Consider the following 26,267-nt stretch of genomic DNA (forward strand, 5'->3'; position numbering starts at 1 on the left):
TTTTATAATTCAAATACTTGTTCTAAATCGACGGTCACTGGCGAATTATCCGGATTTGTTTCCATTACATCTGCCATGAAATCCCACCATTTACGATTGATTTCCGTATCGGCGGTTTGAGCCCATCTTTCTTCATCCTCAATTTCAAGATAGCCAAATAAATAATTCGTTTCTGGATCAAAGAAAATCGAGTAGCTTTTCGCCCCATGATCTTTTAACATTTTTTTCATCTCAGGCCAGAGTTCGTTATGACGTTTGGCATACTCTTCTTTTAAGCCGGGATAGGGTTTCATGCGTACAGCTTTTTTGATCATCTGCTTGTCACCTGAGCGGCTTCAAAAAATGCTGGATTCGGCGTGATACCGAATTGTTTCGCTAAAGCGATGAAGTTTTCATCACTGATCGTTTGTCTAACCCCGCCTTGCGCCTGAACATAAGTGTAAACTTGTGCAGCTTTTTCAGCTGTTTCGATCAAGCCAAATGTTTCATCCATTGTGCGTCCTGCTCCGTAAACACCGTGGAAAGACCACAGAACTAATCGGGCTTCTTGCATTTTTTCCGCAGTCGCTTCACCGATTTCATTTGATCCTGGGATCAACCAAGGCAATACTTGGATACCTTCAGGGAATACGACCATACATTCCGTACACATTTCCCAAAGAGTTCGGGTGATTGCTTTTGAAGTCAGTTCATGGCTGAAGGTCATAGCTAATAAATGAGTCGCGTGGCAATGCATCACTACGCGATTTTCTGGATCAACCTCTAAACGTGCGATATGGCTCATTAAGTGAGCAGGCAATTCACTAGTTGGCACGCCGCCATCCGTATAGCCCCATAAAAGATCAACGCTTTGTCCATCTTCTGCAACCTTCAATACCCCTAAATTATTAGCTGGGTCCTTTGCGACATTTTTAAAATATTTACCCGAACCTGTTACGATAAAATATTTTCCTTTCAGGGCTGTTCCATCAAAGTCCATCGAAATATTTCGTAATACATTAGCAGTATCCAGATATTCGCTGACCTCTGCTTCATCTAATAAATAGGAGATATTGCCGCCATTTCTTTCATCCCAGCCTAATCGGTACAGATTGCTGGTCACTTCCACCATTTCTTCCACAAAAGATGCTTCCAAGATATTTTTCACGATTGATTCCTCCAAATTTTTATCTAACACGGTGGGGAAAATCCCCGCCAATTGATTATGCTTGTGCGGTAATTAATTCTTTCTCCCGTGTTGCCAAAATGTCTCTTTCATAATTCATCACTTCTTCATACCAATCCATACCAACTGGCGCGTCGTTTTGTTCACAGAAGTAGTTCCATACATCGGCATAAGGGAAATCTTTCAATTCTTCTGTTAAAGCCATGCGCTTCGTGTAATCAAGCTCCAATTCCATTGCCTTCAAGTCTTCAATCGGCTCTAACATTGCTTTCAATAATGCTTTTTGCGTATTGCGTGTGCCAACGACCCAAGCTGCTACCCGATTGATGGTTGCATCGAAGAAATCCAAACCGATATTGGTTTTAGCTAACAAATCATTACGCACAATTTCTTTGCCGATTTCTTGTAATTCATCATCCATGATCACTACATGGTCAGAATCCCAACGCACTGGACGAGAAACGTGCAGCATGATTCCTTTAGAGAACAAGGCCAGTGAACTTAATTTATTTGAGATCACCTCAGTTGGATGGAAGTGGCCCGCGTCCAAACAGATCAATTTGTCACGAGTCAGACCATAGCCCATGTAAAATTCATGCGACCCTACTGTATACGCCTCCGCACCAAGTCCGAATAATTTACTTTCCACTGCTTCTTGGGTATATTCTTCGTTCAATTCTTCTGTAAAGATTTCGTCTAATGATTCCATCATGCGTTTGCGCGGACTATAGCGATCAATCGGGTTATCCTTCATACCATCCGGCATCCAGAAATTATTGATACAGGTTTGTCCGGTTTCTTTTCCAAGATATTCAGCGATCTTGCGGCTGCGTTTGCCATGTTCGATCCAAAAATCACGGACATCTTGATCTGGATGTGCCAAGGTCATGCCGTCTTTCATCATGGGATGAGAGAAGAAGGTTGGGTTGAAATCTAAACCAACTCCTTGTTCGTTGGCCCATTTTGCCCATTTTTCGAAATGCTTTGGTTCAATTTCATTCAGATCAACTGGTTCATCAGTATCAAGATAGATCGCGTGCAGGTTCAATTTATGCTTGCCGGGTATTAATGAAAAAGCTTTTTCAATATCCTGACGCAGCTGTTCCGGTGTATGAGCAGCACCAGGATAATCACCTGTCGCCATGATCCCGCCAGTTAATTCACCATCAGGATTTAAAAAACCTTTTACGTCATCACCTTGCCAGCAATGCATCGAAATTTTTACATCTTGTAACTTCTTCAAGGCCGCGTCTGTGTCGACTCCGATTTCTGCGTAGCGGGCCTTTGCGTCTTGGTAGCGTTCTTCAACTGCTTTTGTCATTTTATTTCTGCTCCTTTTCTTTTATACGAATTGTTTTGTTAAGGCTTGATATTTTTTAATGGCTTGATGAGTCTCTTTTTTTGGCTGGAATTCTTTCATTGGGAAAGAATTTTTGATTCCTTCGCGTCCTTCTGCTAAAGTCCCAAATCCTTTGGTCGCTACCATCTGCACCACAATGTTGCCGATGGCAGTAGCTTCGCCTGGTCCAGCCACAACATTGATGCCGCAAGCGTCAGCCGTTAATTGATTCAAAAAGTCATTATTTGAGCCGCCTCCAACGATGTGGAGTTGGGTAATCGTACGACCGGTCATTTTCTCCATTTTTTCTAGTTCGACGGCATAACACAAAGCCAAGCTATCATAAATGCAACGAGCCAGTTCACCAGCTGTCTCCGGTACTTTTTGATTTAGCTCACGGCAATAGTCTTGGATCTCAGTGATCATATTCTGCGGGTTCATGAAGCGCCGATCATTGACATCGATCAAGCTGACAAAAGCCTCTTCTTGACTCGCCAATGCAGCAAGTTCGGGATAAGAATACTGATAATCTTGCAACCGAGCGACCTCTTGGATCAGCCACATTCCCATGATATTTTTCAAGAAACGAATCGTGCCCTGAACACCCCACTCATTAGTGAAGTTCGCCTCGAATGCTTCTTCAGTCGAAATGCCTTCTTCGATCTCCACACCCATCAGCGACCATGTGCCTGAACTGATATAAGCCCAGTTATCGCCTTTTCCCGGTGTACCTGCAACGGCTGAAGCCGTGTCGTGAGAAGCAATCGTGATAAATGTTGCCTCCGGCAGATCATAATCAGGAAACTTTTCTTTCAGGATCGTGCCTAAAATCGTGCCCGGTTCTACTATTTTGGGAAACAGCTTTTTATTGACACCAACCGCTTCCAACACCTCTTCATCCAGCTTTCGGGTTTTCAAATTCATTAGCTGCGTCGTTGAGGCATTGGTTTTTTCCAATACGGCATTGCCTGTCAAAACATAGCCCAAATAGTCCGGCATCAGTAATAATTGTTTTGCCTGAGCTAACTTCTGGCGATCTTCTTTTAATAATTGAAATACTGTATTAAATGGTTGCAGCTGAATGCCGGTTTTTTCATAGAGCTTTTGTAAAGAAAAGTTTTGATCAAATTCTTCCATCGCCTGCTCTGTCCGGTTGTCGCGATAGCTGACTGGTTGACTCAAGGCCTGCCCCTGTTCATTCAGCAAGCAATAGTCGACGCCCCACGTATCAATCCCGAAATAGCATTCAGTGATTCCCCGTTGTTTGACTTTTTCTAAGCCGATCAAGATTTCTTTGATCAGATGATCGGCATCCCAATAGTCCGTTCCAGCTATTTTTGAAAAACCATTTTTGAAGCGATGAACCTCTTCCAATGTGATTGCTTCAAAAGGCTCCTTTTCTGAAAGCATCAAACGTCCGCTTGATGCACCGATGTCTACTGCTATATACGTTTTCGTCATAGTTATTTAACCTCTTGTCCCTGAGAAAGCTCTGAATCGATCAATGCTTCATCATTGTTTCCATAACGTTCTTGGGTAATTTGTTCCAAGGTCTTTCCGCGTGTTCGCGGTGTCCAAACAGTTCCGATCACTAGCGATACTAGCAATAAGCCGATCATGACCGTCCCTGCCACCGTGAAGCCTAAGTTTGCCAAAATCATCGGAAATACGATCGACCATATCCCGCAGCTTCCGCGAACTAAGAAGAACATGACACCTTGTGCCCCGCCGCGGAATTTCGTTGGGAATAATTCTGAGGCCCATAAAGCATAGAAGGCTTGAGCCCCGATACCTGCTGAGATGCCCCACAAGATAACGAATACCCATAAGCCTAACCAAGACATACCGACAAAGGTGAGAACGACCCATGAAGCCGCCGCCATGACAGCGCCGATAAAATAGAATTTACGATGATCCACCTTATCGCCTAATTTGGCAAAGCCGAAGTAAGAACCCAATGAAGTGAATATCCACATTGCTGCTTGCAGCATATTCGCTTGCGAGTTGGTCAGTCCGCCGACAGTTTCATAAACAAATGGCATGAAGAAGCCCATCGCACCTGCGACTAAATTCCAGAATAAGTACACACCAACTAAAAATGCGATTGATTTTCTATTGACCACATTCGAGAATAGCTCTTTGTAAGGATGAGACTTTTCGGTAGCCGCTGCTTGCCGAGCATTTTCTTCTTCCCAGTCTTTAGATTCTTCCAATTGACGCTGCAACAGCCAAGCAACGATGGCGACGATCACCAATGAAACAAATAGCAAACGATTGCCAAGTAATCCTAATGGTGCCAAAATTACACCTAACGTGAAAATAATCGCTGGTCCTAATGACCACGCTAATTGAGAAATTCCGATGTTGTGAGCACGTGAATCGGGATGCGCCATTTCAGCAATATATGACCATGATGCAGGAACTCCGGCACCCACTGATAAGCCCATAATTAAAAATCCAGCCAATAACATCGGAAAATTCATAGCGAAAATAATAAATAATGCACCGAACATATACACCAGCAAATTATAGGTATAGATGAATTTACGTCCAAATTTATCAGCTAACCGACCGCCAACAAGTGCTCCAACCGCTGCTCCAAAGGCATTTGCACTCAGTGCTCCTAGTAAACCGACCGCAAAACTATTTAGACCAAAATGCTCTGCCCATAATGTTAATCCGCTAGCGCCAGCTACGATACAGCCTGAATCCAAATAGTTGGTCAACGAAACGGCAATTGTTTCCTTTTTTCCTCCACTGCTTTGTCCGCTCATGTTTTACTCGCTCCTTAAATTTATTTACAAGCATATTATTCAATTTTCTGATTGCGCTTTCGATGACGCGAGTATAGAATGAGTGTAACGAATTTACAGGGATGTGTTGACATGCAGAAAATCGTAGAGGACTATTTACGCCATCATAATCAAATAGAAGAAGCACAATTAAATAAGAAAAAATTCGTCATGGATATCCCCACGCGATCCTTTCAAACCGCTGAGGATAATATGGTTTTGCTTAAAGAATACTTTCTAAAAAATAATTCGATTTATGTAAGCAAGCATCCGCGCTTTGCGCCTTATCCAGAGCACAGCCATCACTTTTTAGAGCTGAACTATGTTTATTCTGGAAAATCTGTTCAATACATTAACGGCAGACGTGAAGTAATCAACCAAGGAGAAATTCTTTTACTTGATCGTGGTTCTTCCCATGCCTTGGGTGAACACGGGGAGGAAGATATTGTCGTGAACATTATTTTTCCCAATGATAAGGTCGATATTGAATGGCTTTCCAGCCTGAATGATAAAAATAGCGTGCTGTTCAATTTCTTGGCCCAAACGATGGCTACTCGTTCGCGAAAAGAATATTTGATCTTCCGCTGCTCTGAGAATAATCATGTCCAGATGATTCTGGATCAGATGATCGACAAATATTTCACCGAACCAGTCTTTGCTAATGAAATCATTTCGTTATATATTCCGATTTTATTTACAGAATTGATCGGCAACTGCAAGTATGATTTCTACGAAGAAAGAAAGGATAAGACCAATCACCAAGTCGTGATCGATACCTTAAAACTAATCGAGAAAGACTATGCTGATTTGTCTTTGGAAAGTGCCGCACAGCAATTGGGCTACAATAAAAACTATTTAAGCAATATCATCAAGAAAAAGACCAATCAGACGTTTTCCGAGCTCTTAACCAAACAGCGTATGAAACAAGCCAAATTTTTAATTGAAAGTTCGACGTTATCGATCAGCTCGATTGTAGAAATGATCGGACTAAAAAATCGCAGCCACTTCTATAAGCAATTTAAAGAAGCCTACGATGATTTGCCAAATGCTTTCAGAGAACACAAAAAATGAGCCACAGAATTACTGTGACTCATTTTTATAGTTTCGAACCAATTACGATACCAATAAAACTTAACAATAAGCCCAAGCCATACGATCCGAAGAAATAGCGATAAAACATCGGACGATCATTTTTCCATAAGACAAACAGCTCAAAGTTATAGGTGGAAAAAGTCGTATAGCCGCCCATAAGTCCTGTTCCTAAAAACAAATAAATCGGATCGGACAAATGCAGACCAAAGAAAATCCCCAGCAAAAAACTTCCCGTCAGATTGATAAAAAAAGTCGCTCGCGGCAAACGTTTCGTCTGCGGTTCAAAATAATTATTCAACGCAAAACGCAGCATCGCTCCGATCGCCGCGCCGCTGCCGACTAACAAGGTCTCGATCATCTCGCCTCCACCCTTCTGTGGTAGATCGCTTCACCGAGCACAGTCATCACCAAGCCGCCGACAAACGACAGCACTAAATAAAGAAAGGCTAACCCAATCTGTCCCGCCTGCACTAATTTCATCGTATCCAGCGCAAAAGACGAGAACGTCGTCAAGGCTCCGCAAAAACCGACACCCAGTCCTAAGACTAAGCGTCCTGATACATCAAGATCACTTAAAATATGTTTAACGATCCAACTAAAAATAAAGCACCCTAATAAATTAATCACCAGTGTCCCCAGCGGAAAACCGCCAACCGCAGGAATCCATACACCCGCCCAATAACGCGCTGTTCCGCCGACAAAGGCAAAGAGTGCAATGACTAAGTAGTCCAACATGCGTTTCATCTCCATCATTTCATTCTTTCTCACTATAAAACGAATGATTTTAAGTTGCAAATAATCCTATCTTTTTCATCAACTATTTTCAAAACGTGCTAAACTAGGGATATCTTGGGAAAAAAAGTGAGGTTTATGTATGAAGGGTATTATTTTTGATTTTAACGGGACAATGTTTATGGATTCTGATCTCCATGAGGCCGCTTGGCTGCATTTGATCAAAAAATATTCAAGCAAGAAAATGACCGAAGAAGATATTTTGAAAAATGTTCACGGAAAAACCAATGACGTGATCCTGCGTAATTTCATTTCACAGGCATTATCCGATGAAGAAGTCCAAAAATTATCTGACGAGAAAGAAGCGTATTATCGTGATTCCGTCTTAGCAAGTGCCGATCATAAGGAATTTACCGCTGGTTTGCGAGAAGTCTTAGACTATTTGAAAGCAGAAAAAATCCCTATGACGATTGCTTCTGCCTCGCCAAAGATCAATATGGATTTCTATTTTGATTACCTAAACTTAGGTGAATGGTTTGATTACGAAAAAATGGTTTGTCATACCGGCAGTTTCCCCGGCAAACCAGCACCAGATATTTTCTTGATCGCAGCAGAAAAAATCGGTGTCGAACCCAAAAACTGCATCGTGATCGAAGATTCTTATTCCGGCTTGCAGGCCGCCCATAATGCCAAGATCGGTACGATCATAGCCATTGATCCAGAGGAAAAAAATCGCGCCGTTTTTGAAGCGGAAGATTTAGCCCCAGACGGAGTCATCGAAGATTTTACAAGCTTTATTTCACGCTATTTATAATACAAAAACGCCGCAACGAAAATTCGTTGCGGCTTTTATTTAGATGACTTTTGCCCCTAAAGTATTTTTGAAGTGGTTCAATGCCCAAGTATGTCCGGTCACATCAAAGCTGGCTACGGCTTTTTCAGGTATCACCAATTGATAGCCTAAGTTGTAGGCATCGACCGCGGTATGCAAGACACAGATATCTGTGCACACACCCGTCAAGCAAAGCTCTGTAATGCCGCGCTCCCGCAGGCGAATATCCAAATCCGTTCCGCTAAAAGCGGAATAGTGACGCTTATCGATCCAGTAAACATTTTTCCCCGTCTGGTTTTCCTGATAAAAATCAGCCAGTGAACCATATAGATCACGGCCGCTAGTGCCGATCACATTATGAGGCGGAAAAAGCTTGTTTTCAGGATGGTACTGATCACTTGGATCATGTCCGTCAATAGCAAAGACGATGAAGTCTCCTTGTTGGAAATACTCTTTTGTTACAGCGACCAAGTCTTGTTCGATCGCTTGACCCGCTTCACCTGTTGTCAAATTTCCGTCAGTAGCAACAAAATCATTCGTATAATCAATCGAAAGTAACGCCCGCATACCAGTTCCTCCTTTTGCTAAAATCCTTTAAGTAATCATTTTTTATTTTAAGTGATTTACAAACTCCATAACCAATTGCGCAGATAAAGTACCTGTACGGTTAACGAATTCTTCGTGTGTTTCAGTCGCATCACTGTCGGCCGTATCGCTGATTGCGCGTACGATTAAAAATGGAATACCGAACTGTGCAGCGGTGTGTCCGATCGCAGCCCCTTCCATCTCCACTGCTAAGGCATCTGGAAACGCAGCTTTAATCTCATAGATTTTTGATGGGCTGCTGACAAACGTATCGCCTGAAACGATCAAGCCAACATGAGCGGGCTGATCCATTTTCTTGCTAGCTTCCAGCATCTCGCCTTTTAGATAGGTTGATCCTTCATAATAAAGCGGCATTCCTGGAACTTGTCCGATCTTATAGCCAAATGTCGTAGCATCCACGTCAAAATAAGCCACCTTATCTGCAATTACCAAATCACCAATAGCCAGACCTTGTCCGATCCCGCCAGCAGTCCCAGTGTTGATGACCATGTTGACTTTATATTGCTGGATCAAGACAGAAGTCGTGATCGAAGCCAAAACTTTACCGATCCCTGATTGAACGACGATGACCTCATGATTGCCTAATCCTCCGGAAATAAACAACGCTCCTGATTGTTCCCATGACACGGGATGATCTAAACTTTCTCTTAATGCTTTTACTTCTGGTTCCATTGCACCGATAATACCGATTTTCATAACGATTCCTCTATTTCTTATTAATATATTTTTATTTTACAGCTAAATAAAGAATACGGCTAACATTACTACGATCAACAGCAGTAAAACTAAAATAATCGCTTTATTTAGAAAACTGCTGCGTTCTTTTTGCTTCACTCGCTCGCTGCTGCGGGACTTTGTGACAGGCTTATTCTTCTTCAATTCTTTGCGATAGACTGTACTGATTTCTTTTTCGCGTTTTTCATAGGCTCGTTCGGCAGCTTTGCGTTGTTCTTCTGCCAAACGTTCCTGCTCTTCTTTTCGCTTTCTTAATTCGCTGCGCGTCACCAGGGGTGATTGGCTCATGCGTAATCCACTCCTTGTTCTTACTTCTGTTTTTTATACTGCATCAATTCCCAATAATTGACTGCAAAGATCGTCTTTGCATCACAGATCAATCCGTCTTGGATCGCCTGTTTTGCTTCTGCCATAGTCAATTCGTAAAGTTCTAAGACTTCATCATCATCTTGGGGTCGCGGATTCTCCACCTTGACCAGATCGGTCGCGGCATAGATATATAATTTTTCATTGGAGAATCCTGGTGATAAATACATTTCATTTATGTAGGTTAATTCTTCAGTACGATAACCCGTTTCTTCTTCTAGCTCCCGCATCGCTGTCTTCTCCGGATGCTGACCTTCACCGGGATCGATCTTTCCAGCCGGAATCTCCAACACGACTTTTTCTAATGGTTTGCGAAATTGCTTGACCATAATCATTTTATCTTCTTTAGTGATCGGGATGATTCCCACACCGCCATGATGGAAAACTAATTCACGTTTTGCGGTTCCACCCATTGGCAAAGCGACATCATCCAAATAAACGTCAATGATTTTTCCCTTAAACAATTCTTTACGTTCAATCGTCTTCTCTTCAAAATCTTTATACTCTAACATTACGGCACTTTTCCCCCTTTTTAAGGAATTAATTTTTCAAGTCGTTGACATCCGATTCCACTGATTATACTAAAGTGAAGTACTCAACTGACAGCTGGTAATATAAGTAATTCTTTTTCAAAAAACCAAGAAAAGATCTCTCTTTTTTCACTGCGCAGCGTAGCCATTCGACGGTTCTACCTTATTGTATCACAGAAAATTCTTATGTTTTTTCTAAATCTGAAAAATCCATCTTTAGTCCGATACTAATTCTATAGAAATTCATGCTATGATGAGCGTGTAAAGAAATCAAGTAATTTGAATAAATAATGTGAAGGGTTTTTACTAGACTAGGAGGATTATTATGCGAAGGAAAATATTCCCTATCATCATCGCAGCAATCGGCATTCTCTCCTTTTTCGAAGGAGACTTCGGCAACTATATCGTTTTTCTTATGTTAGCTGTTGGGTGTGGGCTGATTTATCGTGGTTTTAAAGGAAGAAAAATACAGCCGCAAAAAGAAGAATTACCATTTCTTACAAAAGAAAAGGAAGCATACTATAAAAAATTGGGTATGAGTGAACGTGAAATCGAATTGTTCCGCGAAACAATGAACCTTTCGAAGCAACAAGTTTTGCGTTTGCAGCAAAATATTCAAAAAAATGCCAAGCTAAAAGCGATCGATTTACGTCATGATACGCTGAAGGCTGCCAAAGCTTTGTTTAAAGAATTGGTAAAAGATCCAAAACGTTTACCAGAAGCAAGTCAGTTTCTTTATACCCACTTGCCGAATATCGTCGATTTGACTGATAATTATGTCGAAATCAACGGACATGAGGTCAAGTCAAAAGAAGTTTATGGTAAACTAGAAGAAAGCGCACAGATCATTGATCAGATGGCTGATTTAATCGTGAAAGACTACCAACAATTCGTGTCTGAAGACTTAGAAGACATGGATGTTGAAATTTCGATTGCGAAAAAAAACCTTGATCGCGACCCTGTGTCAACAAAATAAAAAACATCAACAAAAAAATCTAGCTGAAGCTAGATTTTTTTCGAACAGGAGGACATACTATGGAACCAGAAAATAAACCAGAAACCAAACCGGTCGATTCTACTTTAGACGACCTGCTTAGCAACCCTTTTGGCACCGATTCTTTAACCCCCGTTCAACAACAAGAAATTTCCCACCTGCAGTCGCAAGAACAAGCAGACCGCTTAGTGGATAAATTACCTGAAGAACGCCAAGTACAAGCGCGTGAGCTTGCCAAAAAAATCGATGTCAATGATTCACAAGCCGTGATCAGTTACGGATCAACGGCCCAAACAAAATTGAGCGAATTCTCGCAATCAATGCTGAACACCGTATCTTCACAAGATATTGGACCAATCGGTGATTCTTTGAACCAATTGATGTATCGCTTAAATGAAGCCAACCCTGACGAATTACGCGTCGGCGAAGGCAATATTTTCCAAAAAATGTTTGGTAAAGTTAAACAATCGATCTATGAGATCACTACGAAATACCAAAAGATCGGTGCACAAATCGATAAGATTGCAACAAAATTGAACGTCGAAAAAGATGGTCTATTACGTGACAATCAAATGCTAGAGACACTTTACAACAAAAACAAAGATTACTTTGATGCTTTGAATATCTACATCGCGGCTGCTGAGCTGAAGATCGAAGAAATGAAGCTTACGACGATTCCAGAAGCGACAGAAAAAGCACAGGCTTCCGGCGATCAAATGGATGTGCAAGTCGTTAATGACTACACACAATTCTTGGATCGTTTAGACAAACGGACCTATGATTTAAAATTGGCTCGTCAAATTACGATCCAGCAAGCACCGCAAATTCGCTTGATCCAAAATACCAACCAAGCGTTGGCTGAAAAGATTCAAGCTTCTATTAATACGGCGATTCCTTTATGGAAAAACCAAGTAGCGATCGCATTGACTTTATTACGTCAAAAGGATGCTGCTACGGCACAACGTCAAGTATCTGAAACAACCAACGATCTATTGAAGAAAAATTCAGAGATGTTGAAGATTTCAACGATCGAAACGGCCAAGGAAAACGAACGCGGTATCGTCGATCTGGATACATTACAGCAAACACAAAACGACCTAGTCGAAACATTAGAAGAAACACTGCGGATTCAAAAAGAAGGCCGCGAACGTCGTCAACTAGCCGAGATCGAAATCGGTCACATGGAAAACGACTTGAAACAAAAATTAATGGAATTGAATTCCGGACAATAAGATCAAAAAAAATTAGCGAGCCGCATCGGCACGCTAATTTTTTTTATGCTTTCATATATCCTAACACGACACCGCCGACAATAATCAACAGACAGCCGATGATGACATAGTACATTTCTTTTTTGGACTTTCGTTCGCCCAGCAGGAAAATTCCGCCTAAGGTCGAAATGATGATCCCCATTTGTGATAATGAGAAGCCAATCGCTAAGCCGATGTTTTGAACGGACAATAGCATGCAGATATTCCCAATCCCCCACAATAAACCTGAGGCCATATTGCGCCAAACATAGCGGTCGATTTTCGCCTTGCGAAAGGCAAAGATACTCGCGCCGACTAACATACCGACACTTTGCGGTAAGATGATCGCCAGCGGATTAAGTCCTGCCCAAGTGATGATAATCGTATAAACACCATAACCTAAAGTCGAAAAGATCAATGCACGAAAACCTTTGCCGAAGTTCAACATGCTGTTATCGGTTTGTACGCCGCTTTCGTCATCCTTACGCGCCGTTAAGTAGGCACCAAGAACAAGTAAAGCCAATGCGATAAACCCTAGAACGAAATCCTTTGTTTTTGTCCATTCATGGAAAAACACAGCACCGGCGATGGTATTCAAAATCAATTGAAACCCGGTTGAGATCGGCAAACCAACCGATACCCCCATAAATTTCATCCCGTGGAACTGTCCATTCTGACCGATCGACCAAAAGAAACCTGACAAGAAACCAATTAACAAAATCCAACTGCTCATTGCTGGCTGAACGATAAAATAAGTCACTAATGCAAAAACAAAAGCACCCATCGTCATTCCTAAGGTTTGCTGGTTGGCGTCGCCGCCTAATTTCCCGCTTACCAGAGCAATGCTTCCCCATGCTACCATCGGTATTAGGGCAATCAAAATACTCATAAACTTACTCCTTTTTTATAAAAGCAGAACAGACTAATTCAGCTTTTGGACTTATTGTCCAAAAAGCTAGTCTGTACAGCCCGACAATTATTCACAACTGGAATAGTTTAGCGAAAAAAAGGAAATTAAGCAATCAAAAACTGAAAATTTACCGTTCTTCATGATAATAATCTAATCGTGGGAAAAATAGTGTCATCGTCGTTCCCTCATTCATAGTTGATTTTGCTGTGATCGCCACGCCGAGCTTTTCAGCGAGGCGCTTAGCTAGATAGAGACCAAGTCCGGTGGAATGCTGCTGGGCTTTTCGTCCATTTTCCCCAGTAAAGCCCTTATCAAAAATCCGCCCCAGATCCTCTGGCGGGATACCGACTCCGTTATCTTCCAAAATCAAGGAAACACCCGCGCTTTTAGCTTCAATCAAAATATTGATCTGTCCGTTGTCTGGCGTGTACTTGATCGCATTACTCAATAGCTGACGGAAAATAAATTCGATCCATTTGGCATCAGTTAGCACCTTTGCGTCATTTTCCGCTAACGTTAATTGCAGATTTTTTTGGATGAAGTAATTGGCTTGGCTACGAATGATCGGCTGAATGATTTTTTTCAACGAATATTCTTGGATCAAATAATCATTCACGAATTCATCAGAGCGAGAATAATACAAAATCTGCTCCACATATTCATCGATCTGCTGGATCTCATTTTGCAGCAAAACAAACTTCTCATCAGGAATATCAAACTCAATCGAATTCAAGATCAAATCCACGGCCGCAAGCGGCACCTTGATCTCATGAATCCAAGAATCCATATAATCCTTTTGATCCTTTTGACTATTTAACAGCTGCTCCAGCATCAAGTGATGCTCTCGTACCTGCTGATTCACATATTCTTGCACCAGCCGTTCCTCATTATTCGTCGCTGATTCGACAAAATGCTGCAGGTGGGAATCCTCTTCTTTATCAAATTCCTTGTACCAGTTTTTCCGCCGATAATAGTCGATCGTAAAAAAGAGAAAGACTAAAAATAATTGCAAGACCAATAGATAGCTGAGATTGTCCCAAAAATTACGCAATCCAGGCGTTAGCCAAACCATAAAAACCAATAATAAGCTCAAGACTGCCCATCCCAACAGGACAAGCAGACGATCTTTTAAATACTTGATAAATGTCATAGCCGCTCCTTATGGGACGATATATCCTTGTCCAACCTTCGTTTGAATATAGTCTTCAATACCTGCTTGCTCGATCTTGCGCCGCAAACGATTGATATTGACCGTCAGCGTATTATCATCAACAAAGCGTTCGTCATCCCATAATGCCCGCAATAATTTATCCCGACTTAAAATTTTCCCGTGCTGCTTCATTAAAATAAACAGCAGACGGTATTCATTTTTGCTGAGATCGACGACTTCATCCTTGATCGTCATACTGCTGTTGTCGATATTCAGAGTGATTCCGTTGTGCTCCAGCTCCTCGCCGCTTTCCGCGTAGTTGTATGAACGGCGCAGCAGTGCGTTGATCTTCGCCACTAAAATGTCGACTTGGAAAGGCTTAGTGATATAATCATCAGCCCCCATGTTCATCGCCATGATCTGATCCATGTTCGTATTTCGGGAAGAAATAAAAATAATCGGAACCTTGGAGACTTCGCGAATTTTTTGACACCAATAGTACCCATCATAAACCGGCAGATTGATATCCAATAAAACAAGCTGGGGCGCAATTTCTTCAAATTCCTCAAAAACCTTATTAAAGTCTGTCGTTTGATAAACGTCTAATCTCCATTTTGTTAACTCTTCACCGATTAATTGACGAATCACTGCCTCGTCTTCAACGATCATGATTTTTGCCATTTTATTCCTCCACTTTCTATTACTTATCTGGTCATGAAACCTTTGTTATCATCATATCAAAGAACAGAAAAAAAATGAAAGACGATCCTTTCAACATTAATTTTTGGTAAAATCAATAAACCCTAAATTATCATCGATCATTCCGCCTTCGCCAGATAAGCTGAAGGTACTCAAGCGCGGATTAAACTTGATTGCCATTTCCTCTTGCAGATCTTCTTTTGAATAACCCTTGATCCAGAAATCACCGATCTCTGACGGAATTTTTTCATCGTAATCAGTCTTTTCCATTTCTGTTGAAATAATGTTAATCGAAAACTGCGTCTGCATATGAATCATGGCGTGCTGCGAATAAGGACCAACGCCATCTTCAAAAGTTAATAGTAAAATCTTGTCTGCTCCCAAGTGTGCAGAAATTTTTTCTTTTGCTGCGTCATCAAATGAAATGTGCATAATTCTCTCTCCTATTCTGGAATCTTTAGTCTTTTTTTAGTCGCGTTAAGTCGCTAGGGTTGTCGTCGCGTGAGAAGTTGAAGTGGCAGCTAACTCATGTGTAAGGAAATCATTTTTCGAAAAGCGCGAAAAATGATTCTATCCTCGTACGCATACGATCCAACTAAACCTCACGAACTCTTACATACTTTAATATTTTTTCTTCTCTTGAACTTAATTACACTGCGAAAAGTTGGACTCGCAGCTAGCTCCTTTGCGATGAATACATTTTTCAAAAAGCGAAAAATGTTTTTATCGTCGTACGCATACCATTTTTCTAATCACGCTAAAGCGTGAAGAAAAACTGGCAAAAGCCCCTACATCTGACTCTTATCATCAGACGAAGGGGCTTATTTTGCAAGTAATCTTACTTATTCAATTGTTGATCTAATTTCGTCAAATCAATCTGGGTATCTTGTGCTAATATTTCTCGGAAGATTGGTAATTGTTTTTGGATTTGATCTGCTTGATCGTTTTCTACCTGCATCACCAGCAATGGTTCGTGCAGACTTAAACGCAGCAGCATCCAGCCTTTGCCGTAAGGTTCAGTGACAGAAAAACGTACGCCTTCTTGGTTTTCTGGATTCTCTGCAAATCCTGCTTGCTTCGGCAGCTCTGCACGGAATTTTTCGATCATTTGCTTGCCGGCTTCTTTATATTCTTCGCCGCTGATTGTGTAGCGAATCTCCAGTGTTTCCACCGGCTGTTCCAGCTCGGCCATTAAATCGGTCAGCTCACGATTTTCCTTTTGCAATTTCGGCAGTAGCATCAATACTTTCGCAATCACATACGCGCCATCATCTAGGAAATAATTCTCTTTGAAAGCAGCGTGGGAGCTGGTCTCGATCGCTAACTGACAATCGATCCCCTCTTCGTTGAGTTCGATCGCTTTATTGATGACATTCCGATAGCCGGAAATGTAACGATATTGCTTGCCGCCTTTTTCTTCAATGAAGCTTTTCAAATGATCCGAGGTCGGTGAATTGGTCACGATCGTACTGCCGGGATGCTCCTGCAAGACGATCGCTGATAGCACCGCGATCAGATTATTTCGATTGATCATTTGTCCGTCCTTCGAAACGATCGCCGAACGATCGACATCTGTATCGAAAATCACGCCAAGATCGGCCTTATTATCCAATACGGCTTGCTTAATACTTGCCATCGCTTCTTTATTATCAGGATTCGGGATATGGTTCGGGAAATTACCGTCCGGTTCTAAAAATTGTGATCCGCTAGTATCCGCACCGAGTACCGCCAATACTTTATCCGCAAAGTAGCCGCCAGCCCCGTTTCCCGCATCAACGACAATCTTCATGCCCTTCAATGGTTGGTCAGTGCCGCTGCCGCGTTGGATTTTTTCTACAAGGTCAGCTGCATAACGAGATAATAGGTCCGCCTGCTTCACATTTCCAGCCGCCGCTTCACTTGCTTCGGTGTGAGTCAAAATGTAGGCGATATCACTTTTCTCTGCGCCGCCTGTTTGACTGAAAATCTTGATGCCGTTGAAATAAAACGGCAGATGACTTGCCGTCAGCATGATCCCTGCATCACAGCCGAACTCCTCAAACTGAGTCGCCATAAATAAAGCGGGTGTCGTTGCTAAACCAAAGTCCAAGACCTCACAACCAGCCGCCTCAAAAACCGCCACCATCGCACCCTTCAACTCAGGACCAGTCAAACGACTGTCATGTCCGATCCCGATATTAAATGGACGCTTCACACCTTTATCCGTCAACCAATTAAGAATTCCATTCGCGATCAAACGGGCTTCATCAGCCCCTAAGTTCTTTACTTTATCCTCAGCATTGATAGCGATTCCACGAATATCTGAACCATTTTGTAATTTTGTTAACTCCATTGATGAACCTCCTTCTTCCTATTTAATAAGTTTTATTTTCAGACCGTCTAACATTTCAGCATGATAGTTAGCCCTAGTTTATTTCCTTGCATCTGTTTTACATACCTTGCAAAAAGCGAAACTGACATTCTTCAGCCTTACTTTTAGTTCATTATACCAAAAATCCCGAAAAAGAAAGCCTTTTCCGGGAAATTTTATCAATTTAAGTAATTTCTACTCTTTTAAATGACACGCGATTGCGGATTCTTTTTCGCTTGGCGTTTCTTTTTCCAGCGAATTCTCCAATCGACCAATCGATCCATGACAAACGTCAATCCTTTGAACAGCCAATAAATTCCAAAGGTTAATGGGATGACGAAGAACAAATTTCGATTCCACAGTTTATCAAATTCAAAAAATTCTCTGAAGAATAGATAACAGCTTAGGTAAGCGGTGCTCAACGCTGCAATCAGGGCAATCTTTTTCTTATCCAACGGGAAGGAAACTTTATACAACACCAGCAGTCCCACACAGCCTGTCAAGAAGACCGACATGGTCGAAGTCGCCTGATAATCCAGATCAAACAATACGTTAGCCAACTGGATGATCATCACGGCGCTGACGACTGTCAAAGCCCCAGGCAAAGAAACACGCAAAATATTATTCAAGAAGTCGCCCTTGATCCGTTCATAGCTTGGCTTCAAGGCCAAGAAGAAGGATGGAATCCCTACTGTCAACGCATTGATCGGTGTTAATTGCACCGGTTCAAAAGGATAAGGACTGGCGATAATCATGAAGATCACAGCCAAGATCAGCGAATAGATCGTTTTAACCAAATACATCGAAGCCACACGTTCGATATTATTGATAACGCGGCGCCCTTCATTCAAAACATTTTGCATCCGCGCAAAATCTGAATCCAGCAAAATGACATCCGATGCCGCTCTTGCGGCACTGCTGCCATTCGCCATCGCTACTCCGATATCCGCCTCGCGCAAGGCCAAGACATCATTGACTCCATCACCGGTCATGCAGACTGTATGATCTGCTTTCAAGGCATGAATCAAGGATTCCTTCTGCTTAGGAGTGACGCGCCCAAAGACTGTCGTGTGATTCACCAGCGCATTATAATCAATCGGCTCATCTAAACTCGACATATCAATAAACGTTTCAGCGTTTTTGATTCCGGCTTTTTGAGCGATTTTCGAAACCGTCAATGGATGATCTCCAGAGATAACCTTCAGCTGCACATCTTGCTTTGCAAAATAGCCGAATGTGGTCCGAGCATTTTCCCGCAAGTTATCTGAGATGATCAGGGTAGCCAGCAAGCGTGGTTCGTAGATCAGCTCCTCCTCCAGAATATCTGGGTACTCCACTAAAACAAGTACACGCTGTCCGTCTTCTAAATAAGGCTGAATCTTATTTTGCATTTCAGATGACATTTCTTTAAAAATAAATTCCGGTGCGCCAAATGCAAAGCTGCCTTGATCCTTAAACGTTACCCCGCTCCATTTTCGGGCAGAAGAAAAGGGAACGACTTTTTCCACTTGCCAATCCTCAACAGCAGGAAAAGCTTCGCGCAATGCCTTCGCCGTCGCATTCTGATCCTTTAACTGATGCAGCAGCGCTCCCATGATCGTTCGTAAACGATTATCGGAAATGTCCTCCAGCAGTGCCTGTTCGAACTTCAGTGTGCCATCGGTAATCGTACCAGTCTTGTCTAAACAAATCACATCTACCCGCGCCAATGTTTCAATCGAAGGCAATGCTTGAACCAGAACCTTTTTCCGCGCCAAATTCGCCGCACCTACTGCAAAAGCCACACTCGTCAGCAGCATCAAGCCTTCCGGAATCATACTGACTAACGCCGCAACAGTCCCTAGAACCGCTTGTTTGATAGAATCCGAAGCTTGGTACTGACTATAAAAAAGCCCCAGACCGACTGGAATGATCACGATCGTTAACACAGCGATCATGCGGCTCAAGACTTTCGTCAATTCCGAGTTGCCAGTCTTTTTCGTCTTTGCTTCACTCGTTAGCTGCTCGGCAAAGTTATCCTTGCCAACAGCCGTTCCTTGATAAAAGCACTCGCCAGCAGTCACGAAGCTGCCGCTGAATAATTTGTCGCGCTGTGCTTTTTGTACCCGATCCGCTTCACCAGTCAGCAGTGATTCATCCACCTCGACACCAGCGCCAGCTAATAAATTCCCATCTACAGGAATCTGATCGCCATTTCGCAAATAAAGAGTATCACCTAAAACGATGTCCTCTTGATCAATCTGCTTCAAACGCCCGTCTCTTAAAACGACCGCCTTCGTCTTAGCCAAGACCGATAACTTGTCGATCGTATGCTTTGCTCTTAATTCTTGAATAATCCCGATCAGCGTATTAATGACGACGACTCCGAAAAACAAGGTATTCTTCGGCGAACCGACTAACAACACCAATAAGGCCAATACAAAGTTCAGAATATTAAAGATATTAATCGTATTTTCTTTAATAATTTCTTTGTCCGACTTTAATAGATTCTCTTCCACTTGATTGATCTGTCCATCTTCTATTTTCCGCTGAACCTCGGAAGCTGTTAGACCCTCCAGCCCTGCTGGAATCTCAACATCATCAAAATTTTCTTCCACCGTTTGAACTTCTTCCTTTTTCTTCATCCGGTTTCACCTCATCTCATTTATAACCATGTTTTTACAGCGAAAAATATGATTTTTACTCTATACTCATCTTAACACGACTTGGATTTTAAGTCGGATGGGAACCCCGCAAAGCAACCTTCTTTTAATTTTTGAATAAAATTTTCACTTGTCCTACAAAAAAAGAGAAGCCTAAAAAGACTTCTCTATTGCTGATAAAAGATTTGAAAATACTTTTTTCTATTCCTGTTCTCTCTTTAACTCTTCCAGCTTCTCAATACTTAATTTGGAATACTTGGAGATCGTTTCTAAAGGAAGACCATCTTCTAACATTGATCGAGCCACCTTAATTATCCCAAGTTCCATTCCTTCTCTCGCTTTAGTAGACATAACCGCATTGTTAATAGCTTCAGCTTTATTCATTTTTTATCCCTTCCTTAACACTCTTTTCAATCAAACAGCCTACTGCTCCTGCTCTCTCTTCAACTCTTCCAACTTCTCAATGCTTAATTTGGAATACTTCGAGATCGTTTCTAAAGGAAGACCATCTTCTAACATCGATCGGACAAAATCAATTTTCTCAAGTTCTCTACCTTCTTTTATTCCTTCTCTTCTGCCTTGATTCAACTTGGTAGACATGACCGCATTACTAATAGCTTCGGCTTTATCTATTTTCATAATCATTTTTTGTTCCTCCCTTCCTAGGTTGTAAAAGTCGATTCGTTGTTTGGCTTCTTTGATATATTCGGGAGCTCCTGCGGCGACTTCGCCGGTTTTTAGGAATGTTTGCCAGTGGTATACGGCGGAGTTCTTTCGAATATTTTTACTTTTCAGACTTAAAAAGCATAAGATCAACAACTCTTCTTCTTGGTCTCCCAAAAATGGCTGCTGAGTCTTTTCATCAAGTAATCGAAAGCGTCGCAGGGCATCGCCTTGCGCATCGGCTAAGTGAAAATCAATGATATTGATTCCGTAAGCCGGATGCAGGCTCGAAAACAGATTATCCTTGATAATGTTTTTGCTTTTCTTTTTGCCTAACGAGGAGCGAAAAGCTTCGATCAAGTAAAACAGCGCTCGCGAGTTGAAATGATCGTGAGGCTGGATCTGACACTCGATCGTTGTCTGGGTGCCGTCTTCCGTTGTAGCCAAAATATCGACTTCGGTATATTGAATTTTCGGTTTTTGTTGTGCTTTTTCGTAGTTACTGATATAGCTGTCAATGTGATAGGTTTGCTTGGGTTGCAGCTCTTTGAAATCCGTTTCTAAAAGGTCATTCACAAAAGCTTTGAGGATATGCAGGGAATCTTCGGAGGTCAACATTTTCTTAAACATGTCTAGTTGCACGAACAAGCTCTTTGAAGCAATAAGCGAAAATTTTGTTAAATTTGAGGAGCAATTTATCAAAATTTTAGTCTTATTGTTCAAGAGCTGACCGAGTTCGCTCCACTTTTCTAAATAGGTCATTGGTCGGTAAATACTTCTTCATCGTTTCGCACCTTTCCAGATAGTCGCGCTCTGCTGAAAAGGCTTTTCTTGCCCTCATTATAGCATGGGAAATGGCGTACTATCAAAGTTCTTCACTGTTAAGGTACGCGGAAATGGGTAAAAATATTTTAAATAATCAACTAAAATTCTCCTGCTAGATAACTGTCATGCCTGACGTGAAAAAAGAACCTGAAACATACATCCCAAGTTCTTCTCTAACTCATCCTACTTCTTATTCTTCTTAACCAAAGCGACTACTGCTACAACTAATCCTGTTCCTATGAATCCCGGCCAAATGGTTGTGACCATATTCATCCGTGGATATTGCTTTGCCTGTGCTGTTGGATAGACCTTCTTACTTACTGGTGTATTCGTCGTTCCTACAGGTTTTGGTGCGGTGGCGTCTTTCAAAGTCAGTCCTTGGATAGCAGATTGAAGTTTCGCCAGTACCTGTTCCGCTTTGAGTGGATCAGGATTGACCTCTTTCAGTAATTCTTCGGCAGCTTTTTTGGCTTCTTGGTAATTTTTCCAGCTATCCTCGGTGTAATCCTGTTCCTTGCGGTTCTTTTGATTTTCTTCTTTTAGGATGTCTTCAATGACTTCTGTTGTCTTGATTTTTTCCCATTTGGCAGTCAAGGTTTTGTCGCCGATCGTTCCTTTTGGCAGCTCTGTCACTTTCGTTTCACCGTCATACCAGCCTAGGAAACGATAACCGATTCGTGCTGGTTCTGGTAATCTATCTACAGAATTTTCAGTGGTGAACGAAATTGGATCAACCGTGCTGCCACCGGCGCTGTCGAAGGTGACTTGATAGGTTACTGGCGTCCATTTGGCAATCAACGTACGGTTGCCTGTTTCGCCTTTTTCGATCTTCGTTACTTTAGTCTCCCCTTCGTACCAGCCCTCGAAGGTATAGCCGAGACGAGTTGGTGAATCAAACTTGTCGATTCCTGTTTCGATCGTGTATGTTCTTGGTGAAATGGATAAGCCGTTCTTACTATCAAAATTGATCGTATAAGTGATCGGCTTCCACTGCGCATAAAGTTTTACCTGTTCACCTTCTGTGGTTGATAAATTTTTGACGGCCTCTTTATCTGAATAACTGTCTCCACTCCCATCAGATTATTCATTCCACTCAACAAAATCATACCCTTTACGAGTAAATTGATTGCCTGAGAGTGATTTTTCTTCATCGATAGACAGTACCTGATCACTCATAGTTCCTTCGCCACCGTTAGCATCAAACTTGATTGTATATCTGGCCTTGCGCCAGCTTGCGACTAACTCGACAGGTTCAGTGATTGGCGTATCGAAAGTGAACGGCAGACTATTGAACGTCCAGCAATCAAAAAATAGATCTCCTTTTGTCCCTTCGTAGTCAGGGTTATCCGCCAATTTACCTTCAAAAATATACTGCGGATCAGGTGCCTTGCCACTACCATCATTCAAATCAAAAGAAACCTCATGTTTCTTCTGAATCGTGTATACATGATTTGTTGCTGTTTCAGTCAAATTATTGTGGGCAGCCGTAAAATCATCGGTTGAATCGTACACGTCTGTATAGTCATCTTTTACCCAGTGATAGGTCGTTGTTCCTGAGTTAGGAGGAAAAAAAGGTAAATGATGAAAATCCCCAAATTTGAAATCTGACGACAGAATCACTTTTGAAAGATTGTCACAGCCTGAAAATATACCCATCATATACTGAACACTGCTTGTATCCCAACCGGATAAGTTTAATTTTTGCAACTGCGCACAATTAGAAAACATAGCATCCATAACAGTAACATTGCTCGTGTCCCAACCTGATAAGTTTAATTCTTGCAACTGCGTACAATCAGAAAACATGTTATCCGTCCTATCCAATTCACCTATATCCCAACTGGATAGGTCTAACTTTTCCAACTGATAACAATTAGCAAACATATTATTCATCCACCGAATTTGGTTTGTATTCCAATCTGATAAGTCTAACGCTTTCAACTGTGTACAGTTGTAAAACATATTGGTAGTGTACTGAACACTGGACGTATCCCACCCTGTCAGGTTTAAAGATTTCAACTCACTACAGGAATCAAACATAGCGGCCATATCATGAACATTACTCGTATCCCACCCTGTCAGGTTTAAGGATTTCAACTCACTACAGGAATCAAACATAGCGGTCATATCATGAACATTACTCGTATCCCAGCCGGATACATCTAGCACTTTCAACTGCTCACACGAAGCAAACATACGGCTCATATCCTGAACGTGACTCGTATTCCAGCTGGATAAGTCTAAGTCTTGCAACTTACTACAGTAAGTAAACATATAGCTCATATCCTGAACTTGGCTTGTTTTCCAGCCGGTTACATCTAATTCCTTTAACTGACTACACACTAAAAACATATAGCTCATATTCTGAACCTGACTCGTATTCCAACTGGATACGTCTAAGTTTTGCAACTCACTACAGGAATCAAACATAGCGGTCATATCCTGAACTTGGCTCGTATTCCAGTCGGTTACGTTCAAATCTCGCAACTGATTACAGTGAGAAAACATATAGCTCATATCCTGAATTTCCGAACAATCTGCATTCCCAAAATTAACTGAGGTTAGTGTAGTATTAAAATAATGTACGCCACCCGACGGACGAGCAAACAACACCTTAAACGTCCCTACCAACTTGACAGGTGTCTCCCCTTCACCAGCCGCTTCAATTTTAAAGGTTCGCGTTACCGCCTCATTTTCATTAGCCATCTTACTTTTCAACACAGTTCCCAAATCAATTTCCACTGGTTTCCCGTAAATCTTCGCCGGAACGGTGATATTGGTCAGGTCACCATTATAAGAGGTAATCTCCATATGGGTTCCTTTATCTACAAAACCCCAACCTTCAGCAGTCGGATTGGAGAAATCCTTAATTTTATAAGTATGATTTGTTGCGGTCTCAGTCAAATTATTATGCGCTGCAATAAAAGCAGCTGTTGAATCATACATTTCCGCAAAATCATCCTTCACCCAACGAGAGGTCGTTTCAGGAAGCCCACGTAAGCCAGTATTACCATTAAACTTAAAGTCTGAAGACAGTGTCAACTTTGAAAGGTTGTCACATCTTGAAAGTATACTATACATTTTCTGAACACTGCTTGTATCCCAACCGGATAAGTTTAATTCTTGCAACTGAGTACACTCTTGAAACATAAAGTTCATATCCTGTACTTGTTTCGTTTCCCAGTTGGATAAGTCTAATTTTCGCAACTGACTACACGATTGAAACATGGCGTACATATCCTGTACTTGGCTCGTTTTCCAGTCAGATAAGTCTAAGTCCTGCAACTGACTACAATTACCAAACATCAAGGCCATATCCTGTACATTGCTCGTATCCCAGCCGGAGAGGTCTAACTCTTTCAACTGATTACATGAAATAAACATCGAGGCCATATCCTGTACTTGGCTCGTTTTCCAGCCGGATAAGTCTAGTTCTTTCAACTCCATACATTCTATAAACATAAATTCCATAGTCTGAACTTGACTCGTATTCCAACTGGATACGTCTAAGTTTTGCAACTTACTACAGTTAGAAAACATATAGGTCATATCCTGAACTTGGCTCGTATTCCAGCCGGTTACGTTCAAATCTCGCAACTTACTACATCCACGAAACATATAGCTCATATCCTGAATTCCCGAACAATCTGCATTCCCAAAATCAACAGAGGTTAGTGTCTCATTATCCTGACCAAGATTAACATAAAATAATTTCTCAAATGTCCCTACCAACTTAACAGGCGTTTCCCCTTCACCAGCCGATTCAATTTTGAAGGTCTTTGTTACCCCCGTCGTATTTGCCATCTTCTCTTTCAACACAGTCCCCAAATTAATTTCCACCGGCAATCCATCAATCTTCGCCGGAACGGTAATATCCACCAAGTCCCCTTTGTAATCAGTGATTTCTACATAGGTTTCTCGATTTTCATACTCCCATCCTTCATCAGCAGCATCGCTTTGAGGTTGCGCTTGTGCGCGGGTTTTAGCAGTGTTGGCTTGTTGATCCGTTTCTTCTGATTTTTTTGTCTCGTCAGCTGGCTTTGGTTCGGTTTCTTTTGGGGCTTTGGCATCATCAGTTGTACTTGGTGATTTTTCTTGTGCTGCGGATTCTTCATTTGCGGTGGTTGGTTGTGTCTCTGAGCTAAGTTCGCTGCTTGCTACGGTAGGTAAAGCGGTGTTGCTTTGTTGTACTTGTGTGGTTTCTGCTTCGATCGCTGCTTCGGTCGCTGTTTCGGTCGCCAATACTTGTACTGGTATAATCGCATAACCGCCTAAGACGATCAGTACACTTCCAGCGACACTGATCAATTGTTTATTGATCTTCTTGTAAACAAATCGCTGGACTCGTTCAGCATGTTTTCCCATTCTTTTATTGTTCATCTTGATCCCCCAGACTCTTTGTCTTGCCCGTTTTTTTGTTGCTAAATCAGCTATTTCACACTATTAATTATATCTGATTTTGAAAGTCGTCCCTGTTGATAACTGGAAAAACGGACAACTATCTTTCCCATTAATTTTCAATTTTTTGAATAAAAAAGGGGGGAACAATTGATTGACTATTTCTATTAAATAATTCCGCGCAAAAAAAAGAGGCC

25 protein-coding genes are annotated in these 26,267 nt (G+C 41.8%); 4 read left to right on the forward strand and 21 right to left on the reverse strand.

Annotated features, from left to right (window positions below; genetic code table 11):
• Positions 1 to 2: 2 nt before the first annotated feature.
• From rhaM to FFR60_RS13105, 5 genes are read right to left on the reverse strand one after another with little or no spacing between them, the layout of a single operon-like run.
• Positions 3 to 314 (reverse strand): L-rhamnose mutarotase, encoded by a 312-nt coding sequence (rhaM, locus tag FFR60_RS13085; RefSeq protein ID WP_137664496.1) that lies wholly within the window; start codon positions 312 to 314, stop codon positions 3 to 5.
• Positions 311 to 1,147 carry a rhamnulose-1-phosphate aldolase gene (gene rhaD, locus FFR60_RS13090; RefSeq protein ID WP_137664497.1) on the reverse strand — a complete coding sequence of 279 codons (837 nt, stop codon included), beginning with the start codon at positions 1,145 to 1,147 and terminating at the stop codon, positions 311 to 313. The genes rhaM and rhaD overlap by 4 nt, the downstream gene beginning before the upstream one ends.
• Before the next feature lie 55 nt (positions 1,148 to 1,202).
• A complete protein-coding gene (rhaA, locus tag FFR60_RS13095; protein ID WP_137664498.1) occupies positions 1,203 to 2,486 on the reverse strand; it encodes an L-rhamnose isomerase in 1,284 nt (427 codons plus the stop codon).
• A 21-nt stretch (positions 2,487 to 2,507) separates the two neighbouring features.
• Positions 2,508 to 3,965, reverse strand: a complete 1,458-nt coding sequence (gene rhaB / locus FFR60_RS13100; protein ID WP_137664499.1) for a rhamnulokinase — start codon at positions 3,963 to 3,965, stop codon at positions 2,508 to 2,510.
• 2 nt (positions 3,966 to 3,967) lie between these two features.
• Positions 3,968 to 5,278: an MFS transporter gene (locus tag FFR60_RS13105; protein WP_137664500.1), complete on the reverse strand. Its 1,311-nt coding sequence runs from the start codon at positions 5,276 to 5,278 to the stop codon at positions 3,968 to 3,970.
• 111 nt (positions 5,279 to 5,389) lie between these two features.
• Here FFR60_RS13105 and FFR60_RS13110 point away from each other — a divergent pair, with 111 nt between their 5' ends.
• Complete coding sequence (locus FFR60_RS13110) at positions 5,390 to 6,367, forward strand: AraC family transcriptional regulator (protein ID WP_171004934.1); 978 nt, start codon at positions 5,390 to 5,392, stop codon at positions 6,365 to 6,367.
• Between the two features lie 25 nt (positions 6,368 to 6,392).
• Here FFR60_RS13110 and FFR60_RS13115 read toward each other — a convergent pair whose 3' ends face one another.
• Together FFR60_RS13115 and crcB are read right to left on the reverse strand one after the other, a co-directional pair.
• Entirely contained in the window at positions 6,393 to 6,746 is a 354-nt protein-coding gene (locus FFR60_RS13115) for a fluoride efflux transporter FluC (RefSeq protein WP_088933563.1), read from the reverse strand.
• Positions 6,743 to 7,123 carry a fluoride efflux transporter CrcB gene (gene crcB, locus FFR60_RS13120; protein WP_137664559.1) on the reverse strand — a complete coding sequence of 127 codons (381 nt, stop codon included), beginning with the start codon at positions 7,121 to 7,123 and terminating at the stop codon, positions 6,743 to 6,745. The genes FFR60_RS13115 and crcB overlap by 4 nt, the downstream gene beginning before the upstream one ends.
• A gap of 139 nt (positions 7,124 to 7,262) precedes the next feature.
• Between crcB and FFR60_RS13125 the strand changes: the two genes are divergently transcribed.
• Complete coding sequence (locus FFR60_RS13125) at positions 7,263 to 7,934, forward strand: HAD family hydrolase (protein ID WP_137664501.1); 672 nt, start codon at positions 7,263 to 7,265, stop codon at positions 7,932 to 7,934.
• Positions 7,935 to 7,973: 39 nt separating this feature from the next.
• Here FFR60_RS13125 and FFR60_RS13130 read toward each other — a convergent pair whose 3' ends face one another.
• Genes FFR60_RS13130 through FFR60_RS13145 form a run of 4 tightly spaced genes read right to left on the reverse strand, consistent with a single transcriptional unit; the run spans position 7,974 to position 10,171 of the window.
• Positions 7,974 to 8,519, reverse strand: coding sequence for a cysteine hydrolase family protein (locus FFR60_RS13130; protein ID WP_137664502.1), 546 nt, complete (start codon positions 8,517 to 8,519; stop codon positions 7,974 to 7,976).
• 42 nt (positions 8,520 to 8,561) lie between these two features.
• A complete protein-coding gene (locus tag FFR60_RS13135; protein ID WP_088933567.1) occupies positions 8,562 to 9,254 on the reverse strand; it encodes a 5'-methylthioadenosine/adenosylhomocysteine nucleosidase in 693 nt (230 codons plus the stop codon).
• Between the two features lie 42 nt (positions 9,255 to 9,296).
• The gene (gene macP / locus FFR60_RS13140; protein ID WP_088933568.1) at positions 9,297 to 9,581 is read right to left on the reverse strand and encodes a cell wall synthase accessory phosphoprotein MacP; all 285 of its coding nucleotides are present in this window, start codon (positions 9,579 to 9,581) and stop codon (positions 9,297 to 9,299) included.
• Between the two features lie 20 nt (positions 9,582 to 9,601).
• A complete protein-coding gene (locus FFR60_RS13145; RefSeq protein WP_137664503.1) occupies positions 9,602 to 10,171 on the reverse strand; it encodes an NUDIX hydrolase in 570 nt (189 codons plus the stop codon).
• 343 nt (positions 10,172 to 10,514) lie between these two features.
• On the opposite strand from FFR60_RS13145, the gene FFR60_RS13150 reads away from it, so the two are divergent.
• On the forward strand, positions 10,515 to 11,165 hold the full coding sequence (locus FFR60_RS13150) for a 5-bromo-4-chloroindolyl phosphate hydrolysis family protein (RefSeq protein WP_088933570.1): 651 nt from the start codon (positions 10,515 to 10,517) through the stop codon (positions 11,163 to 11,165).
• A 59-nt stretch (positions 11,166 to 11,224) separates the two neighbouring features.
• Positions 11,225 to 12,415 (forward strand): toxic anion resistance protein, encoded by a 1,191-nt coding sequence (locus FFR60_RS13155; RefSeq protein ID WP_137664504.1) that lies wholly within the window; start codon positions 11,225 to 11,227, stop codon positions 12,413 to 12,415.
• A 43-nt stretch (positions 12,416 to 12,458) separates the two neighbouring features.
• Here FFR60_RS13155 and FFR60_RS13160 read toward each other — a convergent pair whose 3' ends face one another.
• From FFR60_RS13160 to FFR60_RS13205, 10 genes are all read right to left on the reverse strand, one after another.
• Positions 12,459 to 13,322 carry a GRP family sugar transporter gene (locus FFR60_RS13160; protein WP_137664505.1) on the reverse strand — a complete coding sequence of 288 codons (864 nt, stop codon included), beginning with the start codon at positions 13,320 to 13,322 and terminating at the stop codon, positions 12,459 to 12,461.
• A 148-nt stretch (positions 13,323 to 13,470) separates the two neighbouring features.
• Positions 13,471 to 14,493: a two-component system sensor histidine kinase SapS gene (gene sapS / locus FFR60_RS13165; RefSeq protein WP_088933573.1), complete on the reverse strand. Its 1,023-nt coding sequence runs from the start codon at positions 14,491 to 14,493 to the stop codon at positions 13,471 to 13,473.
• 9 nt (positions 14,494 to 14,502) lie between these two features.
• Positions 14,503 to 15,174 carry a two-component system response regulator SapR gene (gene sapR, locus FFR60_RS13170; protein WP_088933574.1) on the reverse strand — a complete coding sequence of 224 codons (672 nt, stop codon included), beginning with the start codon at positions 15,172 to 15,174 and terminating at the stop codon, positions 14,503 to 14,505.
• Between the two features lie 96 nt (positions 15,175 to 15,270).
• Positions 15,271 to 15,624, reverse strand: coding sequence for an iron-sulfur cluster biosynthesis family protein (locus tag FFR60_RS13175; protein ID WP_137664506.1), 354 nt, complete (start codon positions 15,622 to 15,624; stop codon positions 15,271 to 15,273).
• Between the two features lie 406 nt (positions 15,625 to 16,030).
• Positions 16,031 to 17,524: a phosphohexomutase domain-containing protein gene (locus FFR60_RS13180; protein ID WP_137664507.1), complete on the reverse strand. Its 1,494-nt coding sequence runs from the start codon at positions 17,522 to 17,524 to the stop codon at positions 16,031 to 16,033.
• Between the two features lie 221 nt (positions 17,525 to 17,745).
• Complete coding sequence (locus FFR60_RS13185; RefSeq protein ID WP_137664508.1) at positions 17,746 to 20,166, reverse strand: HAD-IC family P-type ATPase; 2,421 nt, start codon at positions 20,164 to 20,166, stop codon at positions 17,746 to 17,748.
• A 219-nt stretch (positions 20,167 to 20,385) separates the two neighbouring features.
• Entirely contained in the window at positions 20,386 to 20,568 is a 183-nt protein-coding gene (locus FFR60_RS13190; protein WP_137664509.1) for a hypothetical protein, read from the reverse strand.
• Between the two features lie 39 nt (positions 20,569 to 20,607).
• Entirely contained in the window at positions 20,608 to 21,489 is an 882-nt protein-coding gene (locus tag FFR60_RS13195) for an Rpn family recombination-promoting nuclease/putative transposase (protein ID WP_249355002.1), read from the reverse strand.
• Positions 21,490 to 21,855: 366 nt separating this feature from the next.
• Positions 21,856 to 22,653, reverse strand: a complete 798-nt coding sequence (locus FFR60_RS13200) for an InlB B-repeat-containing protein (protein WP_307723319.1) — start codon at positions 22,651 to 22,653, stop codon at positions 21,856 to 21,858.
• Between the two features lie 99 nt (positions 22,654 to 22,752).
• On the reverse strand, positions 22,753 to 26,052 hold the full coding sequence (locus FFR60_RS13205; RefSeq protein WP_137664511.1) for a BspA family leucine-rich repeat surface protein: 3,300 nt from the start codon (positions 26,050 to 26,052) through the stop codon (positions 22,753 to 22,755).
• Positions 26,053 to 26,267: the final 215 nt, after the last annotated feature.

The organism is Enterococcus hulanensis (assembly GCF_005405485.1).
Classification (GTDB): Bacteria; Bacillota; Bacilli; order Lactobacillales; family Enterococcaceae; genus Enterococcus_A; species Enterococcus_A hulanensis.

Excerpts from the sequence above, each read along its gene's own strand:
- FFR60_RS13115 (WP_088933563.1), bottom strand. The coding sequence starts at position 6,746 with ATGATCGAGACCTTGTTAGTCGGCAGCGGCGCGGCGATCGGAGCGATG.
- FFR60_RS13160 (WP_137664505.1), bottom strand. The coding sequence starts at position 13,322 with ATGAGTATTTTGATTGCCCTAATACCGATGGTAGCATGGGGAAGCATT.
- sapS (WP_088933573.1), bottom strand. The coding sequence starts at position 14,493 with ATGACATTTATCAAGTATTTAAAAGATCGTCTGCTTGTCCTGTTGGGA.
- FFR60_RS13180 (WP_137664507.1), bottom strand. The coding sequence starts at position 17,524 with ATGGAGTTAACAAAATTACAAAATGGTTCAGATATTCGTGGAATCGCT.
- rhaM (WP_137664496.1), bottom strand. The coding sequence starts at position 314 with ATGATCAAAAAAGCTGTACGCATGAAACCCTATCCCGGCTTAAAAGAA.
- FFR60_RS13145 (WP_137664503.1), bottom strand. The coding sequence starts at position 10,171 with ATGTTAGAGTATAAAGATTTTGAAGAGAAGACGATTGAACGTAAAGAA.
- FFR60_RS13205 (WP_137664511.1), bottom strand. The coding sequence starts at position 26,052 with ATGAACAATAAAAGAATGGGAAAACATGCTGAACGAGTCCAGCGATTT.
- FFR60_RS13150 (WP_088933570.1), top strand. The coding sequence starts at position 10,515 with ATGCGAAGGAAAATATTCCCTATCATCATCGCAGCAATCGGCATTCTC.
- FFR60_RS13185 (WP_137664508.1), bottom strand. The coding sequence starts at position 20,166 with ATGAAGAAAAAGGAAGAAGTTCAAACGGTGGAAGAAAATTTTGATGAT.
- rhaA (WP_137664498.1), bottom strand. The coding sequence starts at position 2,486 with ATGACAAAAGCAGTTGAAGAACGCTACCAAGACGCAAAGGCCCGCTAC.
- FFR60_RS13110 (WP_171004934.1), top strand. The coding sequence starts at position 5,390 with ATGCAGAAAATCGTAGAGGACTATTTACGCCATCATAATCAAATAGAA.
- FFR60_RS13175 (WP_137664506.1), bottom strand. The coding sequence starts at position 15,624 with ATGCACATTTCATTTGATGACGCAGCAAAAGAAAAAATTTCTGCACAC.
- FFR60_RS13105 (WP_137664500.1), bottom strand. The coding sequence starts at position 5,278 with ATGAGCGGACAAAGCAGTGGAGGAAAAAAGGAAACAATTGCCGTTTCG.
- crcB (WP_137664559.1), bottom strand. The coding sequence starts at position 7,123 with ATGTTGGACTACTTAGTCATTGCACTCTTTGCCTTTGTCGGCGGAACA.
- rhaB (WP_137664499.1), bottom strand. The coding sequence starts at position 3,965 with ATGACGAAAACGTATATAGCAGTAGACATCGGTGCATCAAGCGGACGT.
- FFR60_RS13125 (WP_137664501.1), top strand. The coding sequence starts at position 7,263 with ATGAAGGGTATTATTTTTGATTTTAACGGGACAATGTTTATGGATTCT.
- FFR60_RS13135 (WP_088933567.1), bottom strand. The coding sequence starts at position 9,254 with ATGAAAATCGGTATTATCGGTGCAATGGAACCAGAAGTAAAAGCATTA.
- FFR60_RS13130 (WP_137664502.1), bottom strand. The coding sequence starts at position 8,519 with ATGCGGGCGTTACTTTCGATTGATTATACGAATGATTTTGTTGCTACT.
- FFR60_RS13155 (WP_137664504.1), top strand. The coding sequence starts at position 11,225 with ATGGAACCAGAAAATAAACCAGAAACCAAACCGGTCGATTCTACTTTA.
- macP (WP_088933568.1), bottom strand. The coding sequence starts at position 9,581 with ATGAGCCAATCACCCCTGGTGACGCGCAGCGAATTAAGAAAGCGAAAA.
- FFR60_RS13190 (WP_137664509.1), bottom strand. The coding sequence starts at position 20,568 with ATGAATAAAGCTGAAGCTATTAACAATGCGGTTATGTCTACTAAAGCG.
- sapR (WP_088933574.1), bottom strand. The coding sequence starts at position 15,174 with ATGGCAAAAATCATGATCGTTGAAGACGAGGCAGTGATTCGTCAATTA.